This window comes from Kribbella ginsengisoli (assembly GCF_039537185.1).
Classification (GTDB): Bacteria; Actinomycetota; Actinomycetes; order Propionibacteriales; family Kribbellaceae; genus Kribbella; species Kribbella koreensis.
In genome coordinates this window covers 73518-92480 of record NZ_BAABAA010000008.1, presented here as the reverse complement: position 1 = coordinate 92480, position 18963 = coordinate 73518, and the positions used below count along the sequence as shown (strand labels likewise).

18 protein-coding genes are annotated in these 18963 nt (G+C 67.7%); 10 read left to right on the top strand and 8 right to left on the bottom strand.

Annotation, left to right across the window (positions count from 1 at the left end):
* Positions 1-70: 70 nt before the first annotated feature.
* Positions 71-538 (top strand): GNAT family N-acetyltransferase, encoded by a 468-nt coding sequence (locus ABD768_RS27810; protein ID WP_344845527.1) that lies wholly within the window; start codon positions 71-73, stop codon positions 536-538.
* A 73-nt stretch (positions 539-611) separates the two neighbouring features.
* Positions 612-2717, top strand: coding sequence for a thiamine pyrophosphate-dependent enzyme (locus ABD768_RS27805; protein WP_344845525.1), 2106 nt, complete (start codon positions 612-614; stop codon positions 2715-2717).
* 131 nt (positions 2718-2848) lie between these two features.
* Here ABD768_RS27805 and ABD768_RS27800 read toward each other — a convergent pair whose 3' ends face one another.
* Both ABD768_RS27800 and ABD768_RS27795 read right to left on the bottom strand, forming a co-directional pair.
* Entirely contained in the window at positions 2849-3337 is a 489-nt protein-coding gene (locus ABD768_RS27800) for a DnaJ family domain-containing protein (protein ID WP_343970186.1), read from the bottom strand.
* 72 nt (positions 3338-3409) lie between these two features.
* On the bottom strand, positions 3410-3988 hold the full coding sequence (locus ABD768_RS27795; RefSeq protein WP_343970188.1) for a hypothetical protein: 579 nt from the start codon (positions 3986-3988) through the stop codon (positions 3410-3412).
* A gap of 236 nt (positions 3989-4224) precedes the next feature.
* Here ABD768_RS27795 and ABD768_RS27790 point away from each other — a divergent pair, with 236 nt between their 5' ends.
* Together ABD768_RS27790 and ABD768_RS27785 are read left to right on the top strand one after the other, a co-directional pair.
* Positions 4225-5769, top strand: a complete 1545-nt coding sequence (locus ABD768_RS27790; protein WP_343970190.1) for an aldehyde dehydrogenase family protein — start codon at positions 4225-4227, stop codon at positions 5767-5769.
* Entirely contained in the window at positions 5766-6917 is a 1152-nt protein-coding gene (locus ABD768_RS27785) for an NAD(P)/FAD-dependent oxidoreductase (protein ID WP_344845521.1), read from the top strand. The genes ABD768_RS27790 and ABD768_RS27785 overlap by 4 nt, the downstream gene beginning before the upstream one ends.
* Positions 6918-6960: 43 nt before the next feature.
* On the opposite strand, the gene ABD768_RS27780 is transcribed toward ABD768_RS27785, so the two are convergent.
* From ABD768_RS27780 to ABD768_RS27765, 4 genes are all read right to left on the bottom strand, one after another.
* Positions 6961-7602: a hypothetical protein gene (locus tag ABD768_RS27780; protein WP_343970196.1), complete on the bottom strand. Its 642-nt coding sequence runs from the start codon at positions 7600-7602 to the stop codon at positions 6961-6963.
* Positions 7603-7751: 149 nt separating this feature from the next.
* Positions 7752-8378, bottom strand: a complete 627-nt coding sequence (locus ABD768_RS27775; RefSeq protein ID WP_343970198.1) for an FMN-binding negative transcriptional regulator — start codon at positions 8376-8378, stop codon at positions 7752-7754.
* A complete protein-coding gene (locus tag ABD768_RS27770; protein WP_344845518.1) occupies positions 8379-9428 on the bottom strand; it encodes a hypothetical protein in 1050 nt (349 codons plus the stop codon).
* A 4-nt stretch (positions 9429-9432) separates the two neighbouring features.
* Positions 9433-10446, bottom strand: coding sequence for a LacI family DNA-binding transcriptional regulator (locus ABD768_RS27765; protein ID WP_344845515.1), 1014 nt, complete (start codon positions 10444-10446; stop codon positions 9433-9435).
* A gap of 154 nt (positions 10447-10600) precedes the next feature.
* On the opposite strand from ABD768_RS27765, the gene ABD768_RS27760 reads away from it, so the two are divergent.
* From ABD768_RS27760 to ABD768_RS27735, 6 genes are read left to right on the top strand one after another with little or no spacing between them, the layout of a single operon-like run.
* Positions 10601-11479, top strand: coding sequence for a 5-dehydro-4-deoxyglucarate dehydratase (locus ABD768_RS27760; protein ID WP_344845513.1), 879 nt, complete (start codon positions 10601-10603; stop codon positions 11477-11479).
* A complete protein-coding gene (locus ABD768_RS27755; RefSeq protein WP_344845511.1) occupies positions 11476-12741 on the top strand; it encodes a glucarate dehydratase family protein in 1266 nt (421 codons plus the stop codon). Before ABD768_RS27760 ends, ABD768_RS27755 begins: the two co-directional genes overlap by 4 nt.
* On the top strand, positions 12735-13871 hold the full coding sequence (locus ABD768_RS27750) for a hypothetical protein (RefSeq protein WP_344845508.1): 1137 nt from the start codon (positions 12735-12737) through the stop codon (positions 13869-13871). The genes ABD768_RS27755 and ABD768_RS27750 overlap by 7 nt, the downstream gene beginning before the upstream one ends.
* Positions 13871-14860: a hydroxyacid dehydrogenase gene (locus tag ABD768_RS27745; protein WP_344845506.1), complete on the top strand. Its 990-nt coding sequence runs from the start codon at positions 13871-13873 to the stop codon at positions 14858-14860. Before ABD768_RS27750 ends, ABD768_RS27745 begins: the two co-directional genes overlap by 1 nt.
* Positions 14857-15819 carry a D-2-hydroxyacid dehydrogenase gene (locus tag ABD768_RS27740; protein ID WP_344845503.1) on the top strand — a complete coding sequence of 321 codons (963 nt, stop codon included), beginning with the start codon at positions 14857-14859 and terminating at the stop codon, positions 15817-15819. Before ABD768_RS27745 ends, ABD768_RS27740 begins: the two co-directional genes overlap by 4 nt.
* A gap of 46 nt (positions 15820-15865) precedes the next feature.
* Positions 15866-16633: a polysaccharide lyase family 7 protein gene (locus ABD768_RS27735; RefSeq protein ID WP_343970222.1), complete on the top strand. Its 768-nt coding sequence runs from the start codon at positions 15866-15868 to the stop codon at positions 16631-16633.
* Between the two features lie 61 nt (positions 16634-16694).
* On the opposite strand, the gene ABD768_RS27730 is transcribed toward ABD768_RS27735, so the two are convergent.
* Entirely contained in the window at positions 16695-17408 is a 714-nt protein-coding gene (locus ABD768_RS27730) for a YsnF/AvaK domain-containing protein (protein ID WP_344845501.1), read from the bottom strand.
* An 85-nt stretch (positions 17409-17493) separates the two neighbouring features.
* Positions 17494-18963: an aromatic amino acid lyase gene (locus ABD768_RS27725; RefSeq protein ID WP_344845498.1), complete on the bottom strand. Its 1470-nt coding sequence runs from the start codon at positions 18961-18963 to the stop codon at positions 17494-17496.

Sequence of the window (18963 nt, the reverse complement as noted above, 5' to 3'; positions counted from 1 at the left end):
GAAAACAACCTGCCTTCTCAACGATTTACCGCGTGGATCGGTTCCGGTCCAGCATGAAAGCATGCTCAAAATGACGAGCACCCTGATCCGGACCCGCACCGCGGCCGACCTCGACGCCTGCGTCCGGCTCCTCGCGGAGGTCCACAAGAACTCCGCCTACCCGGTCAACTGGCCCGCCGACCCAGCCGGCTGGCTGTCCCCCGAGGAGGCCCTTGGCTGCTGGGTGCTCACGGTCGAGGGCGAGCTCGCAGGCCACCTGATCGTCACCGCTGAGGGCACGGACACAGCCTTGGTGGAGCGGTTGTTTGTGGATCCTCGACGGACTCGGGCGGGGTTCGGGCGGCGGCTGCTGGAGTTTGCGATCGACTTCGCGGCGGAGCGGGGCCTGCGGCTGGTGCTCGACGTCGTCGACAAACCCGACGGCGCGGTCGACTTCTACCGGCGTACCGGCTGGCGCGAGGCGGGGCGGATCCCGATCGACTGGGGTGGCGCCGAGGCGTCGGAGATGATCCGGTTCGAGGCACCCGCCAAGGCGTGAACGCGCCCGGTCCGTGGGCAAGGCTGTGGAATCGGGCGACTTCGCGGATCATGTTGCGGGTGAGGATCAACCTGTGACCGCCGTCGACGAGCTCTTCGCCGACCGGGTCCGCGCGCTCAAACCGGTCCCCTGCGATCACCCGGCCGACGTCCTGCTCAGCCTGTACGACGCTCAGCTCGGCAGCCGTCACGCCGACCTGGCCGCCCGCTGGCTCCAATCCCAGGGGCACGGCTACTACACGATCGGCTCGGCCGGACACGAGGGGAACGCGGCCGTCGCGGCGGCTCTCCAGCCGACCGACCCCGCGCTGCTGCATTACCGGTCGGGGGCGTTCTACTTGGCGCGCGCGGCGCAGTACCAGGACAAGGACGGGCTGCGGGACATCTTGCTCGGCGTCGCGGCGGCTACCAGCGAGCCGATCTCGGGCGGCCGGCACAAGGTGTTCGGGCGGCACGACCTGGCGATCATCCCGCAGACGTCGACGATCGCCTCACACCTGCCGCGTGCGATGGGGGTCGCCTTCTCGATCGCCCGGGCGGCGAAGCTCGGCGTACCGTCGCCGTGGCCGGCCGATGCCGTGGTGGTGGCCAGCTTCGGCGACGCCTCGGCGAACCACTCGACGGCGACGGGCGCGATCAACGCGGCGTTGCACGCGTCGTACCAGGGCATCCCGATGCCGTTGCTGCTCGTCTGCGAGGACAACGGGATCGGGATCAGCGTGCGCACGCCGGACGGCTGGATCAAGCAGGCGTACGGGCAACGGCACGGTCTGCGGTACTTCGATGCCGACGGCACCGATCTCGCCGCGACACTGACGATGGCGACCGAGGCGGCGACCTTCGTACGCCGGAATCGCCGGCCCGCGTTCTTGCGGCTGCGCACGGTCCGCCTGATGGGCCATGCGGGGTCCGACGTCGAAGCGGCGTACCGGACTCCGGCCGAACTGCTCGCCGACGAGGAACTCGACCCCCTGCTCGGTACTGCGCGCTTGCTGCTGGCCACCGGTTACGACGCCGACGACGTGATCGAGCTCTACGAGAACAAGCGAGCCGAAGTACTCGGAATCGCGCGCGAAGTGGCCGGCCTTCCGCAACTGTCATCGGCCGCTGCCGTGGCCGCGCCGCTGGCCCTTCCCGATCCGGCGATCGTCGAGGAGTCGTTGCCTCGTCGCTCTACTGGCCCTGAGCTACTGACGCTGAGCCAGTCGATCAATCGGGCGCTGAGTGACGTGCTTGCGTCGTATCCGGAGGCGTTGGCGTTCGGTGAGGACATTGCGCGCAAGGGCGGGGTTTACGGGGTGACTCGGGGGCTGCAGAAGTCCTTCGGCGCTGCGCGGGTCTTCGACACGTTGCTCGACGAGCAGTCGATTCTCGGGCTGGCGTTGGGCGCTGGCGTCTCGGGGTTGTTGCCGTTGCCGGAGATTCAGTATCTGGCTTATCTGCACAATGCCGAGGATCAGTTGCGTGGGGAGGCCGCGTCGCTGAAGTTCTTCTCGCAGGGGCAGTACCGCAATCCGATGGTGCTGCGGATCGCGGGGTATGGATATCAGAAGGGGTTCGGCGGGCACTTTCACAACGACGATGCGATCGGGGTGCTGCGGGACATCCCGGGGCTGGTGATCGCGTCGCCGTCTCGGCCCGATGATGCTGCGGCGATGTTGCAGACGTGCGCGGCGGCGGCTCGGGCGGAGGGCACGGTGTCGGTGTTCCTGGAGCCGATCGCGCTGTATCACCGGCGGGATCTGCATGTCGATGGCGACGACGAGTGGGTGGCGGCGTACCCGACGGAGCATGTGCCGATCGGGCGGGGGCGGACGTACGGCGATGGTCGCGAGCTCACCATCGTCACGTTCGGCAACGGCCTGCCGATGAGCCTGCGCGTCGCCGCCCGGCTGCCCGGGGCCCGCGTCCTGGACCTCCGCTGGCTGGCTCCCCTGCCGCTGGAGGATTTGTTGCGCGAAGCAACAACCACCGGCCGGGTCCTGGTCGTCGACGAAACCCGCCGCTCCGGCGGCGTCTCCGAAGGCATCCTCGCCACCCTCATCGACGCCGGCTACACCGGCGCTCTGGCCCGGGTAACCAGCGAAGACTCCTTCGTCCCCCTGGGCAACGCCGCCCGCCAGGTCCTGCTCAGCGAGCAGACCATCGATTCAGCAGCCCGCAAGCTCCTCCACCCCTAACGCCACATCTCAGGGGTTAACCCCTGAGATGGTGGGTTGCCTGCCGTGTTTCTGGGGTGGCAACCCACCATCTGAGGGGTTAACCCCTCAGATGGTGGCGGAGGGGGTGCGGTGGTGGGGCGGGTTGGTGGTTAGGTGAAGAGGCGTTGCCAGAGGGTGCGTTTCGGCGCCGGCGGTGGTTCGGATTCGCGCAGGCGGGCTCGGGCTGCCTGGCGGGCTTCGTGGCCTTCGCGCCAGGTGGCCAGCATTTCGTCCTCGTCGACCGGGCCGACGGGGACGACCACGCCGGTGGCGTCGCGGATCTGGATCAGGATTCGGCGGTTGAGGTCCTGGAGGTAGTCACGGGCCTCGGTCTCGGTACGGAGTACCGAGAGCTTGTCCTGGAGCGCCTGCTTCTCCTTGCGGAGTTGTACCGACGGGGGCAGCAGGGCGTCGGTCTCGATCTTCTCGCGGCGGATGAAGTCCTTCACCCACCAGTCCGGATCGTGCGGGTCCGCGAGCTTGGCCAGCGGCTTGCCCTCGCCGGGCAGATCGTCGAACTCGCCCCGCGCCTGCGCCTGCTTGATCTGCGCCTCGACCCAGTCCTCGGTCTTCATCCCGGGCGGCTTGCGCTGCGTCATGTACGCCTCCAGTCAACTCCGGCATGGTTGCTGTACGACGGAGTTTACCGGCTTGTGATTGCGTTCACAAGGCTACCGTTTCGGTACCGCCCGATCGGCCCAGAGCTCCGGCAACGGGATCGGCACCCGCCACATCCGGGTGCCCGGCTCGACCAGCCCGTGCCGGGTGGCGACGATCCGCATCAACCGCAGCGGCCCGGCGATGAACACGATCGCGAGCGGCAACTCGATGATCAGCGCGCTCAGCACCGCCTGCAGCAGGTCACCGCCCGGCTGACTCGTCATCACGTCGAACCAGGCGTCGCAGATCAGCAGTACGCCGGACGCGAACGCCGTCGGAAAGACCAGCTGCCGACGCCGCCACCCCGCGATCGCGGTCGCCGTCAGCATCACCATCAGCAAGATGTCGAACCCGACCCAGGTCGCGACCCAGTGCCGAGCCACATACCGGCTAGGCAGCGTGATCGCCAGGTAGACCGTCCACGGCACCAGCACCACGACGCAGAGCACCAGCAGCAACAGCCGCCACTTCCGGAGCCGCTGCAGCGTCCGCCGCTGCGGACCCAGCGGCGACTCAGGCAGCAACCGCCGAATCAACTCCCGCCGCTCCGCCACCGACAGCTCGGCGATCTCCTCATCACTCAAACTCACCCCAGCACTCTCACACGCCATCCCCACCCAGTCCCCTCCGCCACCCGTCCCAACCCCGCACTTTGTGCTCGACCTGAGCATCCCGCCGGCCCGATTTCGCTCAGGCGGAGCACAAAGTCGCCCTGATGCCCCGGCTGGAGGCGGGACGGGCTTGGGCGCGCGGGGTGGGGTTGGCAAGGCGGGCGGGATGGCTGAGGGTGGGGGGCACCGAAGCGTTCGAGCGAGAGGACCCACCTGTGTCGTCTGTCATCTTGTCCGTGGTCAACGGTGAGCGGGTTCCGGATCCGGTACGGACCGCGCCGTCCACCAATCCGGCGGACACCGCCGACGTGGTCGGCACCATCGGCGTCGCCGGGCCGGACGTCTTCGTCCAGGCCGCCCAGGCAGCCAAGGACGCGCAGGCGGGGTGGGCGGCGCTGCCGGCTCCTCAGCGCGGTCAGGTGATCGCGCATGTCGGGCGCCTGATGACCGCCAACAAGGACCGGCTCGCCGCGCTCGTCACCCGGGAGATCGGCAAGCCGCTCGCGGAGGCGCTGGGCGAGGTGCAGGAGATCATCGACACCTGCGACTTCTTCATCGGCGAGGGCCGCCGGCTCTACGGCCAGACCGTACCGTCGGAGATGCCCGACAAGCAGCTGTTCACGTTCCGCCGCCCGGTCGGCGCGGTCGCGGTGATCTCGGCCGGCAACTTCCCGGTCGCGGTCCCGTCCTGGTACATCGTGCCCGCGCTGCTCTGCGGCAACACGGTGGTCTGGAAGCCGGCGGAGTACTCCGCGGTCGTCTCGGACGCGTTCTACGAGATCTTCGCGCATTCCGGCGTACCGGCCGGGGTTTTCAACCTCGTGTACGCCGACGGGCCGGACACCTTCGCCGGGCTGGAGCAGTCGTTGCAGGCCGGGCTGATCGACAAGGTCGGCTTCACCGGGTCGAGCGAGGTCGGCACCCGGATCGGCGAGCTCTGCGGCCGCCACCTGCAGACCCCGTGTCTCGAGCTGGGCGGCAAGAACCCGATGGTGATCACCGAGGACGCGGAGCTCGACCTGGCCGTCGAGGGCGCCCTGTTCTCCGGCTTCGGTACTGCGGGTCAGCGCTGCACCTCGCTGGGAACGGTGATCGTGCACGAGTCCGTCCACGACGAGTTCGTCGCCCGCTTCAGCAAAGCCGTCCGCGAGGCAGCGATGGGCGACCCCACCCAGGACGTGCTGTTCGGTCCGTTGCTGGACGAGAAGTTCGCGGCCGGGTTCGAGAAGTCGCTCGGCTGGATCAGCGGCCACCACGCGGTGATCGGCTCCACCGGCCGGGTCGGCGCGGACAACCCGCGCAAGGGCTTCGTCGGCGATCCCGCCAAGGGCCTGTTCTACCACCCGGTGATCGTCGACAAGGTCCAGCCGGACGACGAGCTGTTCCTGAACGAGACGTTCGGGCCGATCGTCGGCATCACGACGTACCGGACCCTCGACGAGGCAATTGCCCTGGGCAACAAGTCCGGGTACGGTCTGTCGAGCTCGATCTACACGACCGATCCGAACAAGGCGTTCCGGTTCGCGCAGGGCATCTCGGCGGGCATGGTCAGCGTCAACAACTCGACGTCGGGCGCCGAGGCGCATCTGCCGTTCGGCGGCAACGGCAAGTCCGGCAACGGCTCCCGGCAGAGCGGGATCTGGGTGCTCGACCAGTTCACCCGCTGGCAGTCGATGAACTGGGACTACTCGGGCAAGCTGCAGAAGGCGCAGATGGACACCGTCACGGTAGAGGCGGACGACGACTTCCTGCTTCCATGATGCTGCCGGACAAAGCCGGGGTGGTGATCGTCGGCGGCGGGGTGATGGGCACGAGTATCGCCTTTCACCTCGCCGAGGCCGGCGTCACCGACGTGCTGCTGCTGGAGCAGAACGAACTCGGGTCGGGCTCGACGTCGAAGGCGGCCGGTGGCATCCGGGCGAACTTCTCCGACGAGCTGAACATCGCCCTCGGCGCGCGCAGCCTGGAGGCGTTCGCCCGGTTCGGCGAGCGGCCCGGGCAGGAGATCGACCTGCATCGCGTCGGCTACCTGTTCCTGCTGTCGACGGCCGAGCAGGTCGAGCTGTTCGAGGAGAGCACCCGGCTGCAGAATGCGGCCGGTCAGCCGACCCGGATGCTCGACGTCGCCGAGGCGGTCCGGCTGGCGCCGGTCCTCTCGCCCGACGGCCTGGTCGCGGCCTGCTTCTCACCGAACGACGGGCACTGTACGCCGGAGTCCGTCGTCCTCGGCTACGCCACAGCTGCCCGCAAGCTGGGCGCGAAGCTCGTCACCAACTGCGAGGTCACCGGGATCGATGCCGTCGGCAACGAGATCCGCGCGGTCCGGACGACCCGCGGCACGGTCGCCACTTCGACCGTCATCTGCGCGGCCGGCGCCTGGTCCGCACCACTCGCCGCGATGGTCGGCGTCGACCTCCCGGTGACACCGCTGAGGCGCCAGATCGTCGTGACAGAAGCGATTCCCGGCCTGCCACGCGACATGCCGATGACCATCGACTTCAGCAGCACCTTCTACTTCCACGGCGAAGGCCCCGGCCTCCTGGTCGGCATGTCCGACCCGGAGGAGGAGCCTGGCTTCCTCCTCAACCGCTCCGACTCCTGGCTACCCCGACTGACCGCCGCCATGGAACAAAGAGCGCCATCCCTGCTGGATGCGGGACTGGCCAGCGGCTGGGCCGGCCTCTACGAGAACACCCCCGATCACAATGCCCTGATCGGCGAGGCGACAACCGTCAGCCGCTTCCTCTACGCCACCGGCTTCTCCGGTCACGGTTTCCTGCAAGGCCCGGCCATCGGCGAGATCCTCCGCGACCTGTACCTCACCCGCCGGCCCTTCGTGGACATCTCCCCACTCGACGCGAACCGCTTCCAGACCTCAGGCCTCCGCGCCGAACAGAACATCGTCTGAAAAAGCTCCGGCCCGCCTCGATGAGGCGAGCCGGAGTGGTGGGTCAGGGACCGTCGGAGTCGGGCCAGTTGGCCGGGTCGCACCAGGCGGGGTCGTAGCCCTGGGCGGCGCAGTACGCCTGGATGATCTCTTCGCGGGTCGGTCGCCGGCTCGGCGTGGTCCGGGTCGGCCGGGCCGTCGTCGGCTTCGTGCTCGGCGGCTTGGTCGGCGTCGTCTGGCGATCCTCACGCTGACGCGTCCTGGTCGTCTTCGTCTTGGTCGGCGTCGGGGTGGCCGGCGGCCGGGTCGTCTTCACGACCGGCGGCGGCGCGGACGTCTCGGCGGTGGTCGTCTTCGGCACCGGCGTCGGGGTCACCGGCACGGACGGCGTGCCGCTGCGATCATCGACCGGCGGGATGGCCTGCGAGTCCGCCGGTCCACCGTCGAACAAGCCGATCGCCGACAACGCCCAGAAGTTGACCGCCAGGAACAACACCAGGCCGACGGAGCCCAGCGCCACCACGCGCTGCGAGGGACCGCCGTACCGGCCGACGGGGCCGCGCACGGCGTTGCCCTTGCCGTCGACCCAGAACTTCCAGTCGTCGGGCGCGGCCGGCCAAGTGGGGTCGGGGCGCCACGTCTTCGGTGGCATCCAGCTGCGGCGGGGTGGCGTCGGCCAGTTCGGCGGTACTACGAACCGCTTCACGCAATCCTCCACGTCGCCGACGAAAACCCGACCCAGGCTAGACGATCGCCGGGCTCAACCAACAGCCCGGTCCACGATCTGCCGCAGCCCGTACGTTTCCCCAACGACACAAACCACCGGCAAGCTACTACCCGATCGGCGTGTCGCCTTTATTTCTCCGGCTTCGCCGCGCGCACCGCCTCCGCCGAGGCGAGGTCGCCGCGCTCCTCGAGCGAGGAGATCACCCCGTCGATGTCGGCGCCGGACCTGTTCTGGCTGAGCTTCGCCTTCGCCTCGATCCGGCTGATCACCAGCTCGACGCCGACGATCGCGCGCAACTGCCCGGCGACGTAGGCCTCCGGCGCATCGTCGACCGACCACTGCTCGGCGAACTGAGCCTCGTGCTTCTCGGTCAGCCGCCGCACGAGCCCGTCCAGCCAAGACGGATCGTCGTGAATCACCAGTTCGCCATAGACGTGGGCTATCACGTAGTTCCAGGTCGGTACGACGCGCCCGTTGTCCTGCTTCGACGCGTACGCCGACGGGGAGATGTACGCGTCCGGCCCGGTGATGATGGCCAGCGCCTCCCCCAGTACCGGCGTCTTCCACTGCGGGTTGTTGCGTGCGAGGTGCCCGAGCAACGCGCCCTGCTCGCCGATTGAAGGGTCGTAGATGAACGGCAACAGGGTCGCGAGCAGGCCGTCGGCCGTACTGGTGACCAGGTCGCCGGCACCGTGCCCCACCAACAGATCCCGTACTACGGACTCGTCCGCCGCGAAGTGCTTGGGAACGTACATCTACTTGGCAATCAGCTTGCTGGCTTGATCGAGCATGTCGGTAGCAAACCGCTCACTGAAGCCGGCTGCAAACCCCGTCAGCCCGAAGACCGCGACCGACCCCGGCGTGCTCACCGTCGCCCCACCGGCCAAAGCGCCTGCCAGCAAGGTGAAGTAGGCCAGCGACCCGAAGATCGCGCCCACCCCCGGCCGGAACGCACCGAGCATCGTGCGTTGCCACCGCGACGAGCTGTGGTCGATCACCAGCGACCCCTTGGACATCCGCTGGATCACGCTGATCGTCGCACCGAGCGCCGACATCGCGATCGCGGCGACCAGCGCCGACGGCACCAACGAGTCGCGCCACCAGGCGTTCGCGGCCAGACCGAACAGGATCACCAGCACGAACGTCGGTACGATCCCGCCGAGCACGCCCTGGAAGTACTCGAGCCGCGCCTGCCGTTGGAGCAGGACCTCGACCCGCGCCTTCACCACCGCGACCTCGTTCTTGGCGGCCGCGATCGACGCCGCGATCTCCTCGGGAGTACCGCCACCCGCGACCAGGTCGGCCGCGACCATCACCCGGGTCAGCCCGGAGTATGCGTGATCGGTCGCCTCCTCGAGCTGCTGTACGACGCCCTTGCCCTGCAGGCCGTAGAGCGCTTCCTTCGCGACCACCTTGCAGGCGATCTCCGAGTCGACCAGCTCAGGCGGCGGCGAGTTGAGGATCGAGTAGACCGCGCGGTCCTTGGCCAGCAGGCAACCGCCGACCAGCTCGCTGCAGTAGTACTCCTTCTCGATCCCGCCGTGCGCCTCGCTGAACCTCTGCGACAGCGCCGGGATCAGCCAGTTGCCCGCATCGAACGCCAACTGGTCGGTCGAAGCCGCGAGCTGATGCGCCTGGACGAGATGCCGGAAGGTCGCAGGCCCGTTGACGGCCGCCTGGTAGAGATCGGGATACCGCGCGGCCGACTGCTCACCGGCGGCCTGCGTTGGTACGGAGGTCAACGGAGGCGCAGTTTCCTGGAACGCCTCGGGTGCAGGCAGCGGCTCGGGCGGCAGCGAGTTCATGCGCCTACCGTACGGCGGGCGGGCCGCTCGTGTCGCGAACTTGCAGGGTCATCGGCAGGTACAACGGTTCTTCGCTGTATTCGTTGACCAGCAGCCGTTCGAGCATCTCGCCGGCCCGGCGCCCGAGCTCGTCACGCGGTACCGACACCGTGGTCAGGTCGGAGTGCGCGACCCGATCCAGCGAGATGTCGTCGAAGCCGATCACCGACAGCTCGTCCGGTACGCCGACGCCCAGCTCGCGCAGCCGTGCGATGGCCCCGAGCGCGACGAGATCGTTGTAGGCCAGTACCGCCGTCGCCTCCGATTCGAGCACTGCGGCGACAGCGTCGTACCCGGCCTGGCTGGTGGAGCCACCGCACTCGACCACCGTCACCTCGAGCCCGAAGGCCCGAGCCGCTTCGAAAGCACGGACGCGTTCGTCGTTGCCCCACGAGGCCGGCGGTCCACCCAGGTACGCCGCTCGCCGGTGCCCGAGCTGCGCGAGATGCCCGCAGACCTGGGTCATCCCGCCGGTGAAGTCGACCGAGATGGACGGCACTCGCGCTCCGGCGACGACGCGGTTGAACAGCACCATCGGGTGATCGCGGCCGAGCAGATCGACCAGCTCGGCACGCGGCATCCGTGGCGAGGCGAGCAGGACGCCGTCACAGCAGCGCATCAGGTCCTCGACCAGCTCGTACTCCAGCGCGGGGTCCTCGTCGGACTCCATCACCATCATCCGGCGGCCGTGGGCGCGGGCGACGGCCGAGACGGCCTTGAGCACCTCGGGGAAGTACGGATTGGCGAGGTCCGGGACGAGGACGCCGATGGTGCCCCACTCCCCGCGGGCGAGGCCTTGGGCGGCGGCGTTCGGGCGGTAGCCGAGCTCGCGGACGGCGTCGTGCACGCGGTCGACGAGCTGCGGGTCGACCTTGGCAGTGCCGTTCAGGACACGCGAGACAGTCGCGGCGGAGACCTTGGCCGCCGTACTGACGTCGCTGATCGTGATCCGCGGGGACCGGCCCGGGCGGTTCTGCACGCAGCCTCCTCTGGAAGAAAACGCTTGCACAGCGTCGCTCAGGACAGCCGGTTTAGGCAAGACGAGGCCCTGAAACCGCTTTCAGGCGAGCTCTTGCCAGCGGGCCGGACGCGGACTAATGTCCGATGGCAAACGCTTACCGAGAGGCTTTCCCATGCAGCTCGACCGACTCTCGTCGTTCCCCGTCACCGCCTTCGACGCCGACGGAGCGCTCGCGCTCGGCGCGTACCGCGAACACCTGCGGCATCAGATCGACGCGCGCCCTGCAGCCCTCTTCGCGGCGTGCGGGACCGGTGAGTTCTTCTCCCTCACCCTCGACGAGTACGCCGCCGCGGTCCGCGCCGCCGTCGAGGAAGCTGCCGGTGCACTCCCAGTCTTCGCCGGCACCGGCTACGGAACAGCAGTGGCCAAGCAGTACGCCGCAGCCGCCCGAGAGGCCGGCGCCGACGGCCTGCTCGTCCTGCCGCCGTATCTGATCAAGCCGTCGCAGCAAGGCCTGCTCGACCACTTCCGCGCTCTCGCCGCGACGGCCGGTCTGCCGTTGATCGCCTACCAGCGCGACAACGCCATCTTCACCGCCGACAGCGCGGCCGAGCTGGCGCAGATCCCGGGTGTGATCGGCTTCAAGGACGGCTTCGGCGACCTCGACCTGCTCCAGCGCATCATGGCCGTCGCGCCGAACCTGACCTATTTCAACGGACTCCCGACAGCCGAGGTCACCGCGCGCTCGTACGCCGCGATCGGCGTCCGGGCCTACTCATCGGCCGTGCACTGCTTCGCCCCGGAGATCGCTCATGCGTACGAGGCCGGGCTCGATGAGTTGCTGCCCGTCTTCTACCTCCCGCTCGTCAAGCTGCGCGACAAGGGCGCCGGGTACGCCGTTTCGCTGGTCAAGGCCGCTGTCCGGAGACGCTGGACCGACGTCGGCTCGGTCCGCTCGCCGCTGACCGATCCGCTGCCCGAGCACCTGGAGGAGCTGGATCACCTGCTCGAACAAGGTCTGACCCTCGTCCGGAAGCAGGCCGCCGCATGAAGATCACCGAGATCGTCATCACCCCGATCGCGATGAAGGACCCGCCCCTGCGCAACATCCAGGGCGTCCATCAGCCCTACGCACTGCGCTCGATCCTGCAGGTCAAGACCGACGAGGGCCTGACCGGGCTCGGTGAGACGTACGGCGATCTGGCGGTACTGACCAAGCTGCGGCAGATCGCGCCACGGCTGGCCGGGCTCGACCCCTTCGACCTCAACGGGCTGGAGCGGATCATCACCGAGACGCTCGGTTCGGCCGCCGGGCTGGCGACGCACGGGCTGGTCGGCGAGGCGAGTGACGAGAAGACGCTCGCGACGGTGCTGTCGGCCTTCGAGATCCCCTGCTGGGATCTGCAGGGCAAGGCGCTCGGCCGCCCGCTGGTCGAGCTGCTCGGTGGCAAGGTACGCGACGCCGTACCGTACAGCGGCTATCTGTTCTTCAAGCCGGCCACGCACAATCCGGCACCCGACTACGAGCCGGACAGTTGGGGCGAGGCGATGGGTGCTTCAGGCATCGTTGCCCAAGCTCGGCGGATGGTGTCGGAGTACGGCTTCAAGTCGCTGAAGCTCAAGGGCGGGGTACTTCCTGCGTTCGAAGAGGTCGAGGTGATCCTCGCTCTGCGTGAGGCGTTCCCGGATCATCCGCTGCGGCTCGATCCCAACGCGGGCTGGACCGTCGATACCAGCATCGCGGTCGGCCGGAAGCTCGATGGGGTGTTGGAGTATCTGGAAGATCCGACCGCGACGATCGACGGCATGGCAGCGGTGACGCGCGAGGTGTCGATGCCGTTGGCAACCAATATGGCGGTGACGGCTTTCAGTCATCTGCCGCCGTCGATCCGGGTCGACGCGGTTCAGGTGATTCTGTCCGACCATCACTTCTGGGGTGGGCTGCGGCGGTCGCGTGAGCTGGCGGCGATCTGCCGGACGTTCGGGATCGGGCTGTCGATGCACTCGAACTCGCACCTTGGGATCAGCCTCGCCGCGATGACTCATCTGGCCGGCGCGACGCCCGAGCTGACCTACGACTGCGACACGCACTATCCGTATCTGGTCGAAGACGTCGTCGTGCCTGGGGTGCTGAACTTCGCCGACGGCGCGGTGAAGGTGCCTGCCGGCCCGGGTCTTGGGGTCGAGCTGGATCTCGATTCGCTGGCGCGGCTGGGCGAGCAGTACGAGAAGTGTGGGTTCGACACCCGCGACGACGTCACGCCGATGCGGGCGATCCAGCCGGATTGGGATCCGGTGATTCCGCGATGGTGAGGCATGGCGCCTTCGCCTACACGTGGGATCTGGTCGGCGATCCCTCGGCGGCTGCGCGTTTCGCCGATCTCGGCATCGACACGGTGACGCTGCAGGCCGCCTATCACTCGGTGCGCGCGACGACAGCCTGGCATCCGGCGCATCGCGTGGTGCACGCCGACCATGCGGCGGCGTATTTCCGGATCCGTCCGTCGCGCTGGCGCGGGTTGCGCCCAGCGGTGCCCACGTGGGGAGTCGACGACGAAGACCGCTTCGGTACTGCGTCCGCCTCGCTCGCCGCCGCTGGGCTCCGGACCGAGGCCTGGGTGGTGCTCACGCACTCGTCGGCGCTGGGGCGGTCGAATCCTTCGCTGGCCGTGCGCAACGCCTACGACGAGGTGTTCAGCTATGCGCTCTGCCCGGCTCAGGCGGCTGTGCACGACTATGCGTTGACGATTGTGCAGGAGCTGTGTGAGCAGTACGACGTGCCTGCTTTGATGTTGGAGGCTTGTGGGTGGCTCGGGTTCGAACACGCCAGCCAGCATGAGAAGACCTCGGGTGCGGATCTCTCCGCCTGCGCCCGGGATCTGCTCTCGATCTGCCTTTGTCCGGCTTGCTCCGTCCGCCTCGAGTTGGATGTCGCGGAGCTTGCCGCCGACGTTCGGGCGGTTGTCGATCGCGAGCTGCAGGAAGGGATTGGAGCGGGATCGAATCTGGCCGATGCGCTCGGTGCGCCGCGGGCTGCTGAGATCTATCGGCATCGGCAGTCGGTGATCAGCGGACTGGTGCGGGAGGCGGCTGGGTTGGCGGGGTCGCGGGAGCTGTTGCTGATGGCTACGGATGATCCGCAGGTGACCGGGCCGGATGTGGGGGTCGAGGTGGCTGGGTTCGCGCCGGATCCGGCGGCTTTCGTGTTGAAGTGCTGGGACGATGAGGAGGCGGCCATCGCGCGGATGAAGGGGGCTGCGGGGCGTACCGGCGTACCGTTGGTTGCCAATGTCAACGCTCTCGGCGAGCGGCCGTCGGAGTTGCCTGCGCTTGCGGCGCGACTCGTTGCGGCGGGGGCGTCGGAGGTCCGGTACTACCATGCGGGGCTGGCGTCGCCTGCGCGTCTGGCGGCCATCCGCGCCGCCGTCCAGGAGGTGGGCTGATGCTGAACGGGCTCTACGTGATGGATCTCGACCGCTTCCCTGACGTGTACGGCGAGCAGGAACGTGCCGCTGTGGAGAAGAACGTCCGCATCACCGCCCCGCCGATCGCGCCGGCCGACCTGACACCGTCGCTGCTGGCTGATGTCGACGTTCTGGTGACCGCTTGGGGTGGGCCGCGGCTCACGCCTGAGTTGCTGGAGTCTGCGCCCCGGCTGGCGTTGGTGCTTTATGGCGCGGGATCGGTGCGGTCGATCGTCACGCCGGCGTCGTGGGCGCGGGGCGTGCGGGTGACGACGGCCAACTCCGTGATCGCCGCGTCGGTGGCCGAGTTCACGCTGGCTCAGGTGCTCTATGCATTGAAGCATGGTTGGCGGTATGTGCTGGGCGCTCGGTTCGGCGCGAAGTCAGTGCCTAGGGCTTCGAGTGAGCCGGGTGCGGCGGGATCGGTGGTCGGGTTGATGTCGCTGGGCGCGACCGGGCAGGCGACTGCGCGGCTGCTTGCCCGGCATGACCTTGTTTTACAGGCTTATGACCCGTACGTTGATCCGGCTGCGGCGTCCGCGTTGGGAGTTCGACTGGTCTCGTTGGAGGAGTTGTTCGCGACCTCCGATGTCGTCTCGCTGCATGCGCCGGTGCTGGCGGAGACGCGCAAGGTGGTCAGTACGAGGTTGCTGTCGTCGATGAAGCAGGATGCGACGTTGATCAACACCGCGCGGGGAGCGTTGATCGACGAGGACGCGTTGGTGAGTGTGTTGCGCGAGCGGGCGGATCTGTTCGCCGTACTGGATGTGACGGATCCGGAGCCGCCATTGCCGGGGTCGCCGTTGTTCTCGGCGGCGAACATCGTGGTGACGCCGCACCTGGCCGGGACGCTGAATGTCGAGCGCCGGCGGCAAGGGCAGTTGATGGCTTCGGAGCTGGCCCGCTATGTCGCCGGGGAGCCGTTGGAGCACGAGATCTTCGAGTCGGGGCAGGCGAGGTCCGCATGAGCCCGACGCTGGTGATGGTGCCACCGCAACGGGACAGTACTGCGGACTGGGCCGGGCGGCTGATGTCTTCGGTGCCGGGGCTGACCGTGCTGCGACCCTCGGAAGCCGATGCTGTCGCCGCGTTGGAGTCGGCGGATGCGGCATACGGCGTACTGCCGGTTGAGTTGCTGGCGGCAACTACTCGGCTGCGGTGGTTGCAGGCGCAGCAGGCTGGGCCGCCGCCTGGGTTCTACTATCCGGAGCTGGTCGCGCATCCGGTGGTTGTCACCAATATGCGCGACACCTACACCGACCATGTCGCGACGCACACTCTGGCGTTGGTGCTGGCGTTGTGTCGTGGGGTGCCGCGTTATGTCCGCGATCAGCAGGCCGCGGTGTGGAATCCGGATTGGGATCCGGAAGCTGTTGTCTCTTTGTCGGAGGCGACGGCTCTGGTTGTCGGGGTCGGCGCGTTGGGCTCCGAGATCGGTCGGTTGCTACACGCCTTAGGGACTCGGGTGACGGGGATCGATGTGCGGTCCGGTGATCGGCCTGGGTTTGCTGAGGTGCTGCCGGTTTCGTCGTTGGACGAACAGTTGCCTGCGGCTGATCTGGTGATCCTTACGGTGCCGCACACGCCGGACACCGAGGGGATGATCGATGCGCGGCGGCTGAAGCTGCTGAAGGCGTCGGCGTTCTTCGTCAACGTGGGTCGCGGTCCGACGGTCCAGCTCGACGCGCTGGATGCGGCGTTGTCGGCCGGCCAGTTGCGTGGGGCGGCGCTCGATGTGTTCGAGACCGAGCCGTTGCCTGCCGATCATCCGTTGTGGCGGCGGCCTGAAGTGCTGATCACTCCGCATGTCGCCGGCGTCGGTCCTCATGAGGCTGAGCGGCGGTTCGCCGTACTGCTGGAGAACGCCCGGCGGTTCGTCGCCGGTGACCCCTTGATCAATGTCGTCGACAAGTCCAAGTGGTTCTGAGAGGAACACCAGATAGCTCTACTTCCGCCCCCGAAGGAGTTCGACCATGCGTGGTATCCGCCCCCTTGCTCTTTTGTCCACGGTCGTCGCTAGCGCTGCCCTGCTGACCGCCGGCGCCGCGTCCGCAGTACAGGCTGCTTGTACTTATCCGGCGCAGGTGCTGGACCTCACCCGGTGGAAGGTCCAGTTGCCGATCGACGACCCGGCGCAGTCCGGCACCCAGGTGTTGCAGGTGACTCGGCCGCGGCTGAACACCTATGTGCTGTCGCCGTGGTTCAAGCCGACGTCGTCGTGTGACGGCGTGCAGTTCCGCAACGCGGTGAACGGTGTGAAGACGCCGAACACCACCTACGCGCGCTCAGAACTGCGCGAGATGAAGACCGACGGCACCACCGAGGCCATCTGGTCGTCGAACGTCGGCACCCACACGATGGTGATCGACCAGGCGATCAACCACCTGCCGAACACCAAGCCCCAGGTGGTCGCCGGCCAGATCCACGACGGCAACGACCGCTCCACCTTCCGCCTCGACGGCAAGGCCCTCTACATCACCCGAGACAACGACACCCACTACAAGCTGGTGAACAGCAACTACGTGCTCGGCACCCGCTTCCAGGCGAAGTTCGTGGTGAGCAACGGCTCCATCAAGGCCTACTACAACGGTGTCCTGCAAACGACGATCCCCGTCATCTTCACCACCGGCTACTTCAAAGCGGGCGTCTACACCCAGGCAAACTGCGACAACTCCTCCCCCTGCGACACCACCAACTACGGCCAAACCACCATCTACAACGTGTCCGTAACCCACAGCTAACCAACACCGCCAGCAGCCGCAGCCCCGCAGGGGCTGCGGCTGCTGATTTTCTTGAGCAGCGTCAGTGCTTACGGGGCTTCGTGGTGTCGTCTACGTCGATCTGTTCCTTGCGGACGGTGTCCTTGACCGTGGCTTCCTCGCGGATCGTCTCGGTCTCCAGGCCGACGCGCTCGACGGCGACCGTCTCCTTGGCGACGACCGGGCGCTCCTCATGGAGGACCACCTCGCGCTCGTCCTCCTGGATCTCGCCCGTACCGGAGTCAGCGCCGGTCATCGGCTCGCGGACCACCCGAACCTCTTCGTGGCTGACCGGAACGGTGATCTGCTGCTCCTCGGTCACCACATGCTTCTGCAGCCGAACCCGACCCGTCTCCACCGTCTCGGTCCCCGCCCGCAACTGCTCTTCGGACCGAACCATCGACTCCTGCCCGGCCATGCCCGGCTGACCCGTGTCCGGCGTACCCATCTGCAGGTTGTAGTGGCGGTAGAGCTCGGCGGCTTCCGCCTCGGTCAGATGGCCGTTGTCGTCGATGCGCGGGGCGTCCTTGATCACGTCCTTGTGCGCGCCGACATGCAGCCCGTCCTGCTCGGTGTGCGCACCCGTCAACGGCACAAAGGATTCCTTGCCACCGAAGAGTCCGGTCTTCACCGTCACCCACTCCGGCGCCCCGGACACGTCGGAGGCGTAGAGGTGGGACGCCGTACCGACCTTGTGGCCCTCGACGTCGTACACGTCCTGGCCCATCGCCCGTTCCAGCTCCTGCGTGGTGCTCATCGGAAACCATCCCCGTTCTCGTTGTCTACGGCAACTGCCTTCGACCGCCGAGTACCCGGAGCGACGATCAGCAAACAACCAGTAGTCAGACGACGCGTTCGAGCAACCGCCCCACATCCACGCCGAATGGGCGGTCGGCGACGATCGGCGGTACTACGTCCGCAACCTCACCGAGAAGTCCTTGTAACCCTTCTGGGACAGGCCTTTTCGACAACACGAAGGCCTGATGTACGACGAGCAGCTCACTCGCCACCACCTCGCGCGTCAACCGAATCGCCTCAGCCAGTACGCCGACAGCCTCCCAACTGAAGCTCTGCACATCCTCCTGCCCGTTGGAGGTCTCCATCGCCCCGACCGCCGACGGCACCGCCAACCGCCGGAGGTAATGACAAGTAGCAACAGCCCTCTTGTGCACAGTCACCAACCCAGCCTGCGGCCCCGGCTCGACCGCCAACTGCGCCGGCAACCCGGTCACGGCCGGATCCAGCAACCGATGGATCCGAGCTGCCGAAACCTCAGCCGCATGCGCCAACGCCGCCACCAGCTGATCGCAATGCGCCGCCAGATCAACCCCATGAAACCCCGCAGTCCCAACGAACTCCCCCTCAAGAAACGCCGGCGAATCCGTCACCCCGTCGAACGCCCGCCCGACAGCCTCCTCCAGCCTCCCCACCGCCCGCCGAACGTTCGCATTGACCAGCCCCACCACCCGAAACGAAACCGGCGCCTGCAGCCCTCGAGGTTCATCCTCAGGCCCAGCAGCTCGCAGAACCCGCCGCAGCTCTTCCGTCAGCACCGCATCCCCCCTTCCGCACAAGGGGTTGTACGGATCCCGGCTGGCCCCCACCACCGCAACAGCTCCAGCACCAACCAAACTCAGCCGATCAACCAGCCGCCGAGCAACCTCCACCTGCAACCAAGCCCGCCCGGTGGCCCCAGGAATCCCAGCCAGCAAAGAGATCCCCTCCTTGGGCCCCAACTCAAACGGCGGCAACACCCCCTCAGCCGAAACAACCGTCCACTCCGCGCTCCGCCCGGAGTGGACGGCAAGGGCGGGGGCGGCCTGTGCAGCGGGCGGTGGGGTGAGTAGCGAGCCGATGCCTACTAGGGGGCCGAAGGCGTGGGCTAGGGGGATGATTTCGCCGGCAGAGCCGGCGCCGCCGGTGGGGATTGCGGGGACCAGGCCGCTGTTGAGTAGAGCGACTAGTTGGAGGCACAGCTCGGCGGATACGCCAGCGTCTCCGGTTAGGAAGGTTTTCAGGCGGGCTAGTACCACTGCTCGCGCTTCAAGGGGTGGAAGCCAAGGGGCGCCGCCTGCTGCTCGGGCCAGGAGGAGGTTGTTTTGGTGGGTGCGTTGTTCCTCTTCAGTCAAAGGGATTTTGCTGAGGGCGCCCATGCCGGTGTTGACGCCGTAGACCGGGGATCCGGTGGCGAGGGTAGTTAGGACGGCCTGGCGGGTTGTGCGGAGGCGGGACAGGAGGGCGGGTGAGAGTTCCAGGGGGTCGGGAGAGGTGACGTGCTCGGGGCGCAGGTCTGCTGCGGAGTTGATGAGCAT